The following is a 13846-nucleotide window of genomic DNA, read 5'->3' as shown; positions in this document are numbered from 1 at the left end:
CACCACCATGCCCGAGAGCACCGCCGATCCCGCCGTCGGGGCCGCTCTGCCGGGGGAGCAGAACCCCGCCCCGGCCGGGGCGCCGGCCGCCGATCCCGCCGCCGCGCAGCAGCTCGCCGAGGCCACCACTCGAGCCGATCAGGCTGCGGCCGAGCGCGACGAGCTGCGCGCCGCCCTCGACGCCGTGACCAAGGCGCTCAACCCCAACGATCCCGCCGCCGAGAACGACCCGGCCGCCCTGGCCGCCGCCGTCGCCGAGCGCGACCGGCTGCTCGCCGAGCACTCGACCGAGCTGCGCGGCGCCCGAGTCGAGCTCGCCGTCGCCCGCGCCGCCGCCGACGCGGGCGCACGTGGCGACCGCCTGCTCAACAGCCGCAGTTTCCTCGCCGCCGTGTCCGGCCTCGACCCCACCGACAAGGGGTTCGAGGAGCAGCTCGGCGCCGCGATCAAGACGGCGGTTGACGCCGACCCCGACCTGTACCGCGCAGGCCCCGCCGCCCCGCCACGGGCGGGCGCCGAGTTCAACGGCGCCCCGACCGGTGAGCGCAAGCCCGCGACCCTGCGCGACGCCATCGCCGCCCGCCTCGGCGGCTGAACCACTGGAGATCCCCACCTATGGCAATCACTCTTGCCGACGCCAAGCTCAATACGCAGGACGACCTCGACCTGACCGTGATCGACGAGTTCCGTAAGTCGTCTTGGTTGCTCGACAATCTCGTCTTCGACGACGTCGTGTCCCCCGCCGGTGGGGGCGCGACCCTCACGTACGGGTACACGCGCCTGATCACCGAGCGCCCGGCGCAGTTCCGAGCGCTTAACACCGAGTACCCCAAGGCGCAGGCCAAGCGGCAGCGTTACACCGTCGATCTCAGTCCCTTGGGTGGGGCGTTCGAGGTCGACCGGGTCCTGTCCGCCCTCGGCGCTGCGGCGACCAATGAGACCGAGTTCCAGATGAACCAGACGATCAAGAGCGCTCGCGCGTTCTTCTCCGATCAGGTCATCAACGGGAAGCGGGTCACGACCCCGGGGGCCGAGGCCGGGTTCGACGGGCTCGACAAGGCGCTCGCCGGCAGCACGACCGAGATGGGCGCGGGCGCGTCCCTCGACTGGACCGGTTCGGCCATCGGCTCGGACGCGGGCAAGGCGAACGACGCGCTCGACATCCTCGACGAGTTCCTGTCCCTGCTCGACGGCGCCCCGTCGGCGCTCTTCGGGAACAAGAAGACGATCGCCCGGGTGCGGTCGCTCGCCCGCCGGGCTGGCTACTACGACCGGTCGCCGAACTCCTTCGGTCAGAACGTCGAGACGTACAACGGCATCGCCCTGGTGGACCTCGGCGAGAAGGCGGGCAGCATCGCCCCCGTGATCCCGGTCGAGACCCGGGATGTCGACGGCGCCGGAGCGGGCGGCAACATCACCGGTCTCTCGGACCTGTACGCCGTGCGTCTCGGCACCGATGGATTCCACGGCGTCTCGACCGTCGGGGGTCAGCTCGTACGTCAGTGGCTTCCGGACTTCACCACGGCGGGCGCCGTAAAGACCGGCGAGGTCGAGCTCGGACCCGTGGCCGTGGCGCTCAAGGCCACCAAGGCGGCTGCGGTGCTGCGGAACATCAAGGTCCAGTGATGGCCCGGTACGCGATCACCGCCCCGCACGACGGCGACGAGCAGATCGGCGACGTCACCATCGCCGAGGGCCGCGCCACCGCGACCGACCCGGGCGAGGGGGTGCTGCTCTACCTACGCCGCCACGGCTACACCGTCGAGCCTCTCGACGACGAACCCGACGGCCCGCCGGACGACAAGCCGGCGGGCCGTTCCGCTGCCCGCAACAAGAGGGGGTGAGCGGTGGCCCGACAGCCCTACACCACCCCCGAACAGCTCGCCGTCTGGCTCGGTCATCCCGCCCCGCCCGAGGCCGAGCGGCTGATCGCCCGCGCCGGCGAGGACATCGACTCGGCTCTGCTCACCGCGATCTACGCCGTTGACGACGACGGCGACCCCCTCGACCCGCCGATCGTCGAAGCCCTCGCCGCAGCGGTCTGCGCGCAGATCGAATACTGGCTCGGGTCCGGTGACGACGGCACGGGCGCGGCGGGCAGATGGGACTCGGTCTCGATCGGGCCCGTATCCCTGTCCGGTCGCGCCGCCTCGACCGCCGGAGCGTCCGGTGTCGAGCTCGCGCCCCGCGCCGCCCGAGCACTCCGGCGCGCTGGCCTCGAACCGGGGCGGGTGATGGCGTGGTGACCCGCGTTCCCCCCTCCCTGCTCCGCCACCGGATCGGCGTCGAGCCCTACCTCGGCGACGGCGCGTACGGCCCGACCTACGGCCCGTACGTCGAGGTTCCCGCACTCGTCGGCGAGGCGGTCCGTATGGTCCGGGCCCCCGACGGCCGGACCGTCACCAGCACAGCGCAGGTCATCGCCGCCCCCGGGCTGGACTGCCCGCCGGGTAGCCGGGTGACCCTGCCACGTGGTCGCGTCACCACGGCGATCAGCCTCGCCGAGCACACCGCCCCGGGCCTGCCGGTCCCCGCTTCCACGGAGGTGGTGTGCGAATGAGCCGTGCCCGACTGCGCTGGAACGGCAACGCTGCCACCGGAGCGATTCGCGAGGCCGCGGCGCGGGGGCTGCTGCTCGGCGCCGAGCATGTCCTCGCCGAGAGCCGCAAGCGCGTCCCGATCAACGAGGGAACCCTCGAACGTAGCGGGGCGAGCTCGGTCGATGAGCAGCAGATGACCGCCGCCGTCTCGTACGACACCCCGTACGCGGGACGCGTCCACGAAGACATGACCGCCCGGCACGCCCCGGGGCGGACCGCGAAGTACCTCGAAGGCGTCTTGCCCGAGTCCTCGGGCGAGGTGCAGGCGCTGATCGCCGCGCAGGTCCGCCGGGCGCTCCGGTGACGTACAGCGTCGACCTGGCCGACGGAGTGGCGCGGCTGCTCGCCGACGCCGGGCTCGGCGTCTACCGGACCGACGGCGTGTACGTGGCGGGCGAGACCGCGATCACCGTCGCCTCGCTGCCGCCGTCCCCCGACCGCGTGCTGTGCCTGTCCCTCTACCCGGTCGCCGAGTCGGCCGCGCTCACGGACACGACCACCGGGCTACAGGTGCGGGTGCGTGCGGGCGCCGACCCGCGCGAGGCCGAGGTGCTCGCCGACCGGGTGCACGACGTGCTGCACGCGTCCGGCCCGCACGTCTTCGGCGAGGCCCGGGTGCAGCTCGTCTTTCGTGTCTCCGCCGGCCCGCTCGGCGCCGACTCCTCGGGCCGCTGGGAGCGGACCGCCAACTACCACTGTCGCGCCCACCGGGCGCACCCCAACCTCGAATAAGGGAGGTCCCATTGAGCACGCCGCCGCCGCCTGACGACGTGACCCTGCTCGCCCGGCGGTACCGACTTGAGCTCGACATGCCGACCGTCCCCGGAACGCCCGTGTGGACGCTCGTCCCGGGCGTCTCGGAGTTCGCTCCGAAGATCGAACCGACCGCGCAAGAGCTCAACCTCTACGACGGCGAGGGCTACCCCGAGCAGGTCGTGACCATGCTCAAGTGGAGCATCGAGACCACCGTCGCGCACCGGGCCAACCCGACGACGTTGAAGTTCAGCAGCGCCCAAGAGGCCCTGCGGAAGGCGTCCATGTCCTTTGGCGCCGCCTCTTACGTGCGCGTCCGCTGGTTCGACCGGACCGGTCTCCCGGACGCGTACGAGGGCCGAGCCATCGTGCAGTGGGAGCCGGACGGCGGCGACGCCGCCGAGGTCGACACCGTCAAGATCACGCTTACCGGCTCGGGCCCCCTGACCGCGATCACGAACCCGGTCGCGACCCCGGGCCTGCTGTCGGTCGAGGGCAAGACCGCCAAGGCAGGTGACAGCTAATGGCGTTCGAGGCACTCGGGGAGCTACTCGACGAAGCGCTCACCCTCCCCATCCGGGGTAAGCCGTACCGGGTGCCCGCGCCGTCGGCCGAGGTCGGCCTGCTCACGCAGGCGCTCGTGCACGCCGCGGCGGTCGCCGCCGACGGGGGCCGCGCCGACGAGCAGGTGCTCGCCGACGCCGCCGAGCGCAACCACTACCGGGACGTACTCGGCCCGACGTACGACGAGCTGATCGCCGACGGGGTGTCTTGGCCCGAGCTCAAGCACGCGGCCCTCACCTGCATGGTGTGGATCGCGCAGGACCGCGTCGCCGCCGAGCGGTTTTGGAACTCGGGCGGCGACCCAAATCGACTGGCCCCGAACCGAGCCGCTCGGCGCCGGTCGGGCGGGGCGAGTACGACGAAGAGTCCGGCCTCTACGAGTGGTACGAGTACCCCGTCGGCGCCCGCCCGCGCCAAGGCAAAGGGCAAGCGCCGGAAGTGACTTGGGCTCGGATTCTCGACGAGTGGCCGCTCGTCGAGGCCGACCTGCACGAGACCTACGGGCTCGACCTCAGTACCCCCGGCCTGCTCCAAACGCGCTCGTGGCGATGGCTGCGGGTGCGGGTGCTCGGCCTGCTCAGTACCGAGACGCGCCTCGCGCGCCTGCTCAACCCCTCGCCTGACTCGCCCTCCCCCTAACCGGGGCGGCGCACGACTGACCGGGGGTGAGCGATGGCCCTCATGGTCGGCGAGCTCGCCGCCACCATCACCGTTGACGATTCCGGCGCCGCCGCCGGGGTCGCCCGCGCCGAGCAGGCGATGCGCCAGGGCGGCGACCGGATCGCCGCCGAGGCCGACCGCGCCGGCGAGCAGGCGGGCGACAACCTCGGCGACGGGCTCGCCGACGGCGCGGCCGACGGCGGGGCGGAAGCCTCGCGCGGCATGGGAACCGCCTTGAAGGGGTTCGCCGCGGCGGCGATCGGCGCGGGTATCGGCGCCGCCCTCATGGCCGGAGTCGGCGAGGCGCTCGAACAGTCCAAGATCCCGGGGCAGTTGCAGGCGCAGCTCGGCGCGACCGGCCCGGTCGCCAAGCAGTACGGCCAGGTGGCGGGCGATCTCTACGCCGGGGCGATCGTCGAGTCGGTCAGTGACGGCGCGGAGATCGTCAAGGGCATCGCACGGAATGGGTTGCTCCCGCCCGAGGCCACGCAGGGGCAGGTCAAGACGTTGGCGACGCAGGTCGCGAGCGCCGCCTCGGTCATGGGCGAGGACGTCTCGAAGGTGTCCCGGTCCGTCGGCGTCATGATGAAGAACGGCCTAGCCAAGTCGGCCGAGGAAGCGCTCGACGTCTTGGTGAAGGGCTCGCAGAACGGCGTCGATGCCGCCGAGGATTTGCTCGACACGTTCGCGGAATACCCGACTGAATTTCGGCAGCTCGGCCTCGACGCTCAGACCTCTATGGGTCTGCTGCAACAGGGTCTAAAGGGTGGCGCGCGGGACGCTGACACCGTCGCCGACAGCCTCAAGGAATTCACCTTGATGGCTCAGTCGATGGAAGAGGCGACGGCCGACGCGTACACGTCTCTCGGTTTCAACGCCGAGAAGATGCAGAAGGTTTTCCAGAAGGGTGGACCGGAAGCAGCGAAGGCGCTCGACCAAGTCCTCGACAAGCTGCGGGGCGTTAAGGACCCCGCGAAGCAGAGCGAGCTCGCGCTCGGCCTTTTCGGCACCAAGGCCGAGGACATGCAGAAAGCGATGTTCTCGCTCGACCCGTCCAGTGCGGTAAAGGCGCTCGGGGATGTCAAGGGCGCCACGGATGCCGCCGGCACTGCGCTACACGACAATGCGGCGACGAAGATCGAGGCGTTCAAGCGCGGGATCGAGCAGAAGCTCGTCGGCGCCATCGGGAATTACGCAATCCCGGTCATTGAGAAACTCGTGAATTGGCTCGGCGCGGGCGGGCTCGGCGGCGCGTTCAGCGCGGGCGCCGCGTTCGTCTCCGAGCACTCGACGGCGCTGTCGATCGCCGCCGGCGTGATCCTGGTCCTGATGCTCCCGACGCTCATCGCGTTGGGGGTCACGGCCACGACGACGACCATCGCGGTTGTCACCGGATGGGCAACGCAAACCGTCGCGGGCGTAACCGCTGCAGGACGGTTTGTCCTGCTCAACGCCACAATGTTGGCGGGTTGGCTCGCGCAGGGAGCGGGCGCCGCGGCTGCTGCCGTACGGGTGGTCGCCTCTTGGGTCCTCATGGGGACGCAGTCCCTGATACAGGGCGCCCGGATGGCCGCGGCGTGGCTGCTCGCCATGGGCCCGATCGCGCTCGTGATCGCCGCCGTGGTCGCGATCGTCGCCCTGATCGTCGCCAACTGGGACACCATCGTCGGCGCGACAAAGGCCGCGTGGGATTGGGTGTGGGGCAAGCTCAAGGCCATTGGAGAAACGATTCTTCAATTCTTCCTTAACTGGACTTTGGTCGGCCTCATAATCAAGCATTGGGACTCGATCAAGAGCGGGACCATATCCGCATGGAATGCCACGGTCGATTGGGTCCGAGGCATACCGGGCCGCATCGTCGACTTCTTCCTCAACTGGACTTTGGTCGGCCTGATTATCAAGCATTGGGATTCGATCAAGTCGGGAACCGTCCGAAAGGCCGGGGAGATGCTCGATTGGGTGCGCGGCCTGCCGGGCATGATCGGAAGCTACTTCGGCGACTTCGGCTCGATGCTCTACGAAAAGGGCCGCGATCTGATCTATGGATTGTGGAACGGAATCAAGGGCATGGGCTCGTGGCTGCGCTCGACGCTCATGTCTTGGGCCAAGAATTTGATCCCGGGTCCGATCGCGAAAGCGCTCGGAATTCACTCTCCGTCGCGTCTCATGCGAGACAAGATCGGCCGCTTCATTCCTGCGGGAATCGTCGAGGGAATCAAGGCGGGATCGTCCGCCGTCGACCGGACGATGCGCAACCTCGTATCCGTGCCGGCTCGCCCGCAGTTCGCCACCGCCGGCGCGTCCGGCAACGGCGCCGCCACGGCGGGCGGTTGGGGGCCGAGCGTCCATATCGAGAACTGGCACGGCGGCGAGCAGAGCCCCGAGCAGAACGCGACCGCGCTCGCGTGGCACATGAAGGCAAGGGGGTGATCCATGGCCCCCGGTGATCGCGTCGCCCGCGCCGGGCACGTCCAGTTCGGCGACCTGCTGCTCGGCCCGACCACCCAGTACGGGTGGGAGTCGCTGACCGGGTGGGAGGACTCCCCGGGCCTCGACTCGGGGACGGTTCCCCGGTCGGACGGGCACGGCGCCTATCCCGGCCGGCTGCTCGCGCAGGTCCGGACGATCACCCTCGACGGGGTGGCGATCCGGAGCGAGCCCGGTCGGATGGGCGCCGCCGTCCGCGAGCTGTCGACGGCGACCGCGCTGCGCGACGACGAGCTGCCGCTCGTGATCCAGCTCGACGACTCGCCGCCCCTGCTCTCGTGGGCGCGGTGCATCCGCCGGGCCGTCCCCGTCGGGGCGGGCGGGTACGCGATCGGGCTCGTGACCGGGGCGGCGATTCAGTGGGAGGCCACCGACCCGCGCCGGTACAGCGTGATCGAGCAGCAGGTCGCGACGAGCCTTCCCGCGCCCGAGCCGGGCCTCGAATGGGGAGTGCCCCCGGGGCCCGAGCGGCTGACCTACCCGCTTCGCTTCGGCGCCCCGGGCAGCACCGGAACCGTCATCGCCGTAAACGACGGCGACGCCCCGTCCCACCCCGTGATCACCTTTCGCGGGCCGGTCTCCCTCCCGTCCGTGACCAACGTCCGCACGGGCGAAGTGATCGAGTACGACATCGACCTCGCCGCCGACGACGAGCTGCTCGTAGACACCCGAGAGGGAACCGTCACGCTCAACAACACTGCCTCGCGCCTCTACACCGCGACGGCCCGCAGCGTGCCCGAGCAGTCCCTCGACCTCGACCCGGGGCCGACGTCGCTGCTCTTCCGCGCCGCCCCGGGCTCCACCGACCCCCGCGCCGCAGCGTCGATTCGTTGGCGCTCCGCCTTTTGGTAAGGAGGACAATCCCTTGACCGTGCGTACCGGATGGCTGCTCCCCAACGGCCAGACCCGCGAGGACACCCGACTGTCCCCCCTTGGCGCCATGGCCCCCGAGACGGCGATGACCAGCCGCGACGGCGTGATCGCCGGCGGGACCGCACTCAACGCAACCGGCGTCGGCGCCATGCAGGTACAGATCGCCGTCGGCCGCGCCGTGGTGCAGGGAACCGAGCCGCAGGGCTCGTATCCCGTGGTGGTCACCGCTCCGGAAACCCTCACCGTCGCCGACGGCAACGCCTCGAACGCGCGCATCGACTCCGTGGTGCTGCGGGTGTACGACGAGCTGTACGACACCAGCGGGCAGACGCTCGCCCGGATCGAGCTCGTGCAAGGCGCCGCGAACGCGAGCCCGAACCCGCCCACCCTGCCCCCGGCCGCACTCAGGCTGTGGGACATCACGGTTCCCGCCGGGGTGTCCGCCGGAACCGGCGGCATCACGTGGGCGAGCGCCCTCGCAGACCGCCGCCGCTTCACCGCCGCCTATGGCGGGATCATCCCCCGAGGGTGGGGGCTGAGCTTCAACGGCGCCTATCCGGGCCAGTACCGGGACAACGGCTCTGGTCTCGACCGGTGGGACGGCACCGCATGGCAGACCCTCGATCCCGTCATCGGGTGGACTGCCCCCGCCCTCGCCGCCGGCTACACCAACGGCGGCAACTCGCAGGGGACGCTGCGGTACCGGCGAATCTTGGTCGGCGGCGTCCTCCACCTGCAATGGCGCGGCGGCGTCTCATGGGCGACCAACGCCGCCCCACCGGCCAGTGGACAGCCCCTCGCCGCGCCGCTTCCGGCCGCCGCACGTCCCGCGCTGCTCACCTCGGCGTCGATCGCCGCCGGCGGCGTACCGATCAAGGTCGACTGCCAGACCAACGGGCATTTGAAGCTCGTCGGCAACCCGAGCTTGACCACGTGGGCCGCGCTGAGCGGGTTGATCTACCCGCTCGACGCGTGAGGGGGTGAGCGGTTGATCGCCCCCACGTACCGGGTGCTGCTCTGCGACCTGCGGTCCGACCAGGTGCTCGACGTCCTACCGATCACCGACGTGTCGCTCGACGACTACATAGGCAAGATCGGCAGCGCCTCGGCGACGATCCCTCTCCCGAACCGCGCGGTCGCCGCGCGCGCCCGCGCCGCCGTCGAGCCGGGCCGTACCGCGATGTGGATCGAGCGCGGCTCGGAAATCTGGTGGGGCGGCGTCCTGTGGACCGCCAACCTGACCAGCAACGCGCGCGGATTCCTCGGCCTCCAAGTACAGGCCGGCGGGTGGGCGTCCTACCTCGATCACCGCGCGATCCTCCACACGCAGCAGGCGGTGCAGGTCGACCAGTACGACATCGTCCGAGGTCTGATCGACTACTCGGCCAGTCTCCCCGGCGGCGACATCGGCATCGAGACCGACGCCGAGCAGCTCTCGGGAGTCCTGCGCGACCGCACCTTTCGCCGCTACGACGTCCCCCGCATCCGCGAGGTGATCGACCAACTCGCCGCCACCGAAGGCGGGTTCGAGTGGCGCATCATGTCGTACCGCGAGCCGACCAGCGGCCGACGGGTCAAGCGCTTGCAGCTCGGCGCCCCGGTCATCCGCACCGGCGCGAGCGAGGTCGTCCTCGACCACCCCGGCCCGATCCTCTCCTACGGGTGGCCCATCGACGCCACCGTGCAGGCCAACACATGGCAGAGCCGCGGCGCGTCCGACAACAAAAACCAGACAGCGGAATCCCTCCCGCTGATGAGCGAGCTGCTCGTCGCCGACGAACAGCTCGGCGCCGGATGGCCCCGGCTGGACGGCACCTCGGACTATTCCACCGTGACCGAGCAGCCCACCCTCGACGCACATGCACGCGCCGACCTGGCCGCCGCCCTGCGCCCGCAGACGATCCCCGAGGTGACCGTCGCGCTCGACCGCACCCCCTTGTCGCCGGCCCTGCTCGGCGCCACCGTCCGCGTGCGCATCCGTGACGACTGGTGGACCGAGGGACTCGACCACCGGTCCCGCGTCGTCGGCCTCGCCATCAGTCCACCCCTACGCGGCCGACCCGAGACCGCGAAACTCTTCCTGGAGGCCGCCTGATGGCAGCGATCCCCCTTGACCTGCTCGACCGCATTCGCGAGCTCGAACGGCGCGTGCGCGAGCTCGCCGGCCGCGCCAACATCCGCCCCGCCCTCGACCAGATCCTGCACGGCGACATCACCATCGGCGAGGGCGGACAGCTCATCGCCCAGACTCCCGAGGGCGTCGCAACATTCAAGGTCGGCCAGACGCCCCAAGGTGACTGGGGCGTTTTCATCCGTCGCGCCACCGGAACGCGAGCCCTCACAGTCGGCGACGACGTCCTCGCAGAGGATCAGATGATCCGCATCTGGAGCCGCGACAAGGAACGCCCGACCCCGATCCTCATGGACGACGCGTTCAGCGATCGATTCCTCGGCCGCCCCATGCTGCCGCTTCAACTCCACCCCACCCAACGGCAGAGCACCTCCGAGACCGCTTATCAGCCGGCGTGGTGGGGGTGCGGTCCGGTATCGCACGCGGTCGCCGAGATCGAGCTCTTCACCTACGCCAACCAAGGTGGCGGGCAGGTCAGGGTCACCATGCGGCCCGAGGGCGGGACCCCGATCACGGTTGCCGAGTACGACTGTCCGGCCGGCGCATGGACCAACAAGTTCATCACGCAGCCTATGCATGACGTGGAGTTTTTGCAGTGGGCCGAGTGGATGGTCGAGCACCGCAACAAGGAACCGGGCCGGAACGTCGAGACCCGGCTGTACTCGGCGCTCTACCGCCACACCTATTCCCCCGACGAGGCCCCGCGCGTGCCGACCCGCCCCCCGACGGCCACCGCCACCGCACAGCGGGGAACGGGCCCCGCGGTGAACGAGACCTCGGCCGAACCCAAGCGGCCTGACTCCGTCCGCGCCCCATCGGGGCTCCGCACGGTCGAAGACTAAGGAGGGCCCCGCACTGCTGCCCCCGTCCATACCCACCGTGACCGTGCGCGGTCGCTTCCTCGCCCCCGACGGCACTCCGCTGTCGGGGGCGGTTGTCTTCCGCGCTCCCGCTCAGCTCACCTTTCCCGCCGCCGACGTCATCCTCGGCGGACCGGTGAGCGCTGTTCTCGACGCGCAGGGCTCGATCGAGGTCACCCTGCCCGCCACCGACTCGCCCGCCATGGACCCGACCGGGTGGGCGTACATCGTGACCGAGCAGCTCTCGGGAATCCCCGTGGGCCGCTCGTACAACATCGTCCTACCCAAGGCGCTGCCCGAGGTCGACCTCGCCGACATCGCCCCGACCGACCCCGCGAAGCCCAACTACGTGGGCGTACCAGGGCCCCGGGGAGACGTCGGCCCGACCGGCGCCCCCGGATCGCGGATCTACAGCGGCACCGCCGCGCCGACTGCCGGCCTCGGTGTCGACGGCGACGTCTACGTGCGGTACGAGACCACCACGTTCCTGAACGTCACCAGCACGACCGTATCGACGTGGCAGCGAACAGCCGGGGTGTGGGCGCAGCTTGGCGGCGACATCCGGGGCGCCGCTTGGTACCTCAACAACACGACGACCCCCAGCACCTCGACGCGCCCCGGCGACCTGCTGCTGCGCACCGACACGGGCGACATCTGGCAGCGCACCGGAAGCGGGTGGGGAACGGCGGTCGGCAACCTTCGCGGGCCGAAGGGAGACCGAGGCGACGCCGGCCCGACCGGACCGGGCGGCGTCGTCCAGTCCGTCAACGGCAAGGCCACCGCCGCCGTGACCCTGTCCGCCGCCGACGTCGGGGCCGTCCCCGCGACGGGTCCCGCAGTCGTCACCCTGCCCGCCGGATCGTCCGAGCTGCCGTTCACGGTCAAGGCCGAGGACAAGGCGACGAACCTTCTGGAGATCCGGGCGAGCGGGTCCATCCGGGTCCAGACCGGAAACGTCTACCTCGACCGCAACCTGCGGATCGGCGATGCGACCGCCGACACGGGCGGGGGAAGCGGCGTGATCGTCGTCAAGGACGCCGCCACCGTGCCGACCGCCGCCGCGGCAGGCGCCGCGATCCTCTACAGCGAGGGCGGCGTCGCCAAGATCCGCCAGAGCGACGGCCAGGTCGTCGCCGTGGGCGCGGGCGGGGGCGGGGCGGTCGCGTCCGTCAACGGCAAGACCGGCGTCGTATCGCTCGTCGCGGCCGATGTCGGCGCCCTCGATCAAACGGCAGCAGATGCCCGGTACGCGCAGACCTCGGCCGCCGTCCTGCTCGCCGGAACGCAGACGATCAGCGGGTCGAAGACCTTCAGCAGCATTCCGTCGAGCTCGGCCGCGCCGACCACCGCGAACCATCTGACCCGCAAAAGCTACGTGGATGCGCTCGGGGGCGGCGAGTGGCTGCCCAGCGATCACGGGCTGCTCACGTGGGCATTCGACCCCGCGCTCGGCGCATCAACCGCCCTCTACCCCGGCAGCGGCCCGATACGGATCACGGCTGTGATCCTGCGCGTACCCGTCACCGTCAACCGGATCGTCTGGTTCGCGACCGGCTACGCGGGCGGACTCACCACCGGGTCGTGGGCCGCGCTCTACGACTCGGCCGGTACCCGCGTGGCCGCGACGGGCGACATGTCCACCGCCACGTACGAGCCGGCCGAGGTCCACACCGCCGGCGGGGCGACGATCAGCTCGCCCCTGACCGCGCCGTACGCGGCGCCCGCTGGCGTCTACTACGTCGCCTCCCGGTGGCAGTACAACGTCGGAACGGGCGACGGGCCGATGCTCCTCGCCTCGGAAAGCGGCGCGGGCGCCCCGCCCAACACTTTCGGGCAGACCCCCGTGAAGCGCTTCGGTGTCTACACGACCGGCGCCGCCGCGGCCCCCGCGACCATCAACGTCGGCGCCATGGAGAACGGCGCCAACCGCTTCTGGTGTGGCTTGGCCTGACCCCCTTCCCTCTCACGTCCCTTACGCCCCGTGCCTGTTGGCCGGGGCCTTTTTCATGCCCAAGGAGGGCACCTCTTGCAGTTCGTCAGCCGCGCCCAGTGGGGCGCCCGCCCCTCCCGCTACGACCTCGCGTACATCGGTAGCACCCGAGGCGTAAAGATCCACTACGAAGGCTCGCCCGTCCCTGCGTCCCTCGCGCGCCCCGAGAACCACGGACAGTGCGCGGGCCGCGCCCGCGCGATTCAGGCGAGCCACCTCGCCAACCGGGAAGAGAACTACTCCGACATCGCGTACAACGCCCTTGTCTGCCCGCACGGCTACGTGTTCGAGGGCCGCGGCGCGCACCGCAAGACCGGCGCCAACGGCACTGCGACGCTCAACTCGCAGCACTACGCGGTGTGCGCCATGGTCGGCGATGAAGGACTCACCGAGCCGACCGACGCGCAGCTCAACGGACTTCGTGACGCGGTCGAGTGGCTGCGCAAGGACGGCGGCGCCGGCAGCGAGATCAAGGGCCACCGCGACGGGTACGCAACCGCGTGCCCCGGCGGCCCGCTGTATGTGTGGGTGCAGCGCGGCGCCCCGCGCCCTGGTGGCGGGGGCGGTACCCCGCCTCAGCAGTTCGAGCCGTTCCCCGGAGTGCAGTGGTTCCGCAAGGAGCCGCGTTCGGCCGTCATCACCGCAATGGGGCGGCGTCTCGTCGCCGAGGGCTGCTCGGCCTACCGCGAGGGCCCCGGGCCCCAGTGGACCGAGTCCGACCGACAGAGCTACGCGCGGTGGCAGCGCCGCCTCGGCTACTCCGGCGACGACGCCGACGGGTGGCCCGGCCCGACGTCGTGGGCCGCGCTCAAGGTCCCCAAGGTCTGACCCCCGCCCGCGCCCGCCCGCCCCCGCCGGGAGGCGCCCCGCCCCCCCCCCCGTCTAAAAAAAGAAACGCCCACGACCGGAGGCGCACATCTAACCCCCC

At 70.9% G+C, this 13846-nt stretch carries 16 protein-coding genes and 1 pseudogene; all 17 read left to right on the top strand.

All coding sequences use genetic code 11. The annotated features are described in order from the left end of the window. A pseudogene (locus tag ACFWBW_RS01475) lies at positions 1–595 on the top strand (hypothetical protein); the annotation flags it as partial. 20 nt (positions 596–615) lie between these two features. Next, positions 616–1626 (top strand): major capsid protein, encoded by a 1011-nt coding sequence (locus tag ACFWBW_RS01470; protein WP_328969244.1) that lies wholly within the window; start codon positions 616–618, stop codon positions 1624–1626. After that, on the top strand, positions 1626–1844 hold the full coding sequence (locus ACFWBW_RS01465; protein ID WP_385367451.1) for a hypothetical protein: 219 nt from the start codon (positions 1626–1628) through the stop codon (positions 1842–1844). Before ACFWBW_RS01470 ends, ACFWBW_RS01465 begins: the two co-directional genes overlap by 1 nt. 3 nt (positions 1845–1847) lie before the next feature. Then, positions 1848–2246 (top strand): hypothetical protein, encoded by a 399-nt coding sequence (locus tag ACFWBW_RS01460; protein ID WP_328969246.1) that lies wholly within the window; start codon positions 1848–1850, stop codon positions 2244–2246. Beyond that, complete coding sequence (locus ACFWBW_RS01455) at positions 2243–2560, top strand: hypothetical protein (RefSeq protein WP_385367450.1); 318 nt, start codon at positions 2243–2245, stop codon at positions 2558–2560. Before ACFWBW_RS01460 ends, ACFWBW_RS01455 begins: the two co-directional genes overlap by 4 nt. Next, positions 2557–2904: a hypothetical protein gene (locus tag ACFWBW_RS01450; protein WP_385367449.1), complete on the top strand. Its 348-nt coding sequence runs from the start codon at positions 2557–2559 to the stop codon at positions 2902–2904. Before ACFWBW_RS01455 ends, ACFWBW_RS01450 begins: the two co-directional genes overlap by 4 nt. Continuing rightward, positions 2901–3332 (top strand): minor capsid protein, encoded by a 432-nt coding sequence (locus ACFWBW_RS01445; protein ID WP_385367448.1) that lies wholly within the window; start codon positions 2901–2903, stop codon positions 3330–3332. Before ACFWBW_RS01450 ends, ACFWBW_RS01445 begins: the two co-directional genes overlap by 4 nt. 11 nt (positions 3333–3343) lie before the next feature. Beyond that, a complete protein-coding gene (locus tag ACFWBW_RS01440; protein ID WP_385367447.1) occupies positions 3344–3877 on the top strand; it encodes a phage tail tube protein in 534 nt (177 codons plus the stop codon). Further along, positions 3877–4359, top strand: coding sequence for a hypothetical protein (locus ACFWBW_RS01435; protein ID WP_385367446.1), 483 nt, complete (start codon positions 3877–3879; stop codon positions 4357–4359). Before ACFWBW_RS01440 ends, ACFWBW_RS01435 begins: the two co-directional genes overlap by 1 nt. Beyond that, complete coding sequence (locus tag ACFWBW_RS01430) at positions 4356–4556, top strand: hypothetical protein (RefSeq protein WP_190026906.1); 201 nt, start codon at positions 4356–4358, stop codon at positions 4554–4556. Before ACFWBW_RS01435 ends, ACFWBW_RS01430 begins: the two co-directional genes overlap by 4 nt. 33 nt (positions 4557–4589) lie before the next feature. Continuing rightward, on the top strand, positions 4590–7007 hold the full coding sequence (locus ACFWBW_RS01425; protein ID WP_385367445.1) for a phage tail tape measure protein: 2418 nt from the start codon (positions 4590–4592) through the stop codon (positions 7005–7007). A gap of 3 nt (positions 7008–7010) precedes the next feature. Then, positions 7011–7916, top strand: a complete 906-nt coding sequence (locus ACFWBW_RS01420; protein ID WP_385367444.1) for a phage distal tail protein — start codon at positions 7011–7013, stop codon at positions 7914–7916. A gap of 13 nt (positions 7917–7929) precedes the next feature. Next, positions 7930–8913 carry a hypothetical protein gene (locus ACFWBW_RS01415; RefSeq protein ID WP_385367443.1) on the top strand — a complete coding sequence of 328 codons (984 nt, stop codon included), beginning with the start codon at positions 7930–7932 and terminating at the stop codon, positions 8911–8913. 12 nt (positions 8914–8925) lie between these two features. Continuing rightward, complete coding sequence (locus ACFWBW_RS01410; protein ID WP_385367442.1) at positions 8926–10032, top strand: hypothetical protein; 1107 nt, start codon at positions 8926–8928, stop codon at positions 10030–10032. After that, the gene (locus tag ACFWBW_RS01405) at positions 10032–10910 is read left to right on the top strand and encodes a hypothetical protein (protein ID WP_385367441.1); all 879 of its coding nucleotides are present in this window, start codon (positions 10032–10034) and stop codon (positions 10908–10910) included. Before ACFWBW_RS01410 ends, ACFWBW_RS01405 begins: the two co-directional genes overlap by 1 nt. A 37-nt stretch (positions 10911–10947) precedes the next feature. After that, positions 10948–12879, top strand: a complete 1932-nt coding sequence (locus tag ACFWBW_RS01400; RefSeq protein ID WP_385367440.1) for a hypothetical protein — start codon at positions 10948–10950, stop codon at positions 12877–12879. A gap of 75 nt (positions 12880–12954) precedes the next feature. Then, positions 12955–13746 carry a peptidoglycan-binding protein gene (locus ACFWBW_RS01395; protein ID WP_385367439.1) on the top strand — a complete coding sequence of 264 codons (792 nt, stop codon included), beginning with the start codon at positions 12955–12957 and terminating at the stop codon, positions 13744–13746. The last annotated feature ends 100 nt before the right edge of the window (positions 13747–13846 follow it).

The sequence above is a fragment of the Streptomyces sp. NPDC059957 genome (assembly GCF_042730015.1).
Lineage (GTDB): Bacteria > Actinomycetota > Actinomycetes > Streptomycetales > Streptomycetaceae > Streptomyces.
The sequence above is the reverse complement of the archived record's forward strand: the minus strand, read 5'-3'. Positions and strand labels throughout refer to the sequence as shown.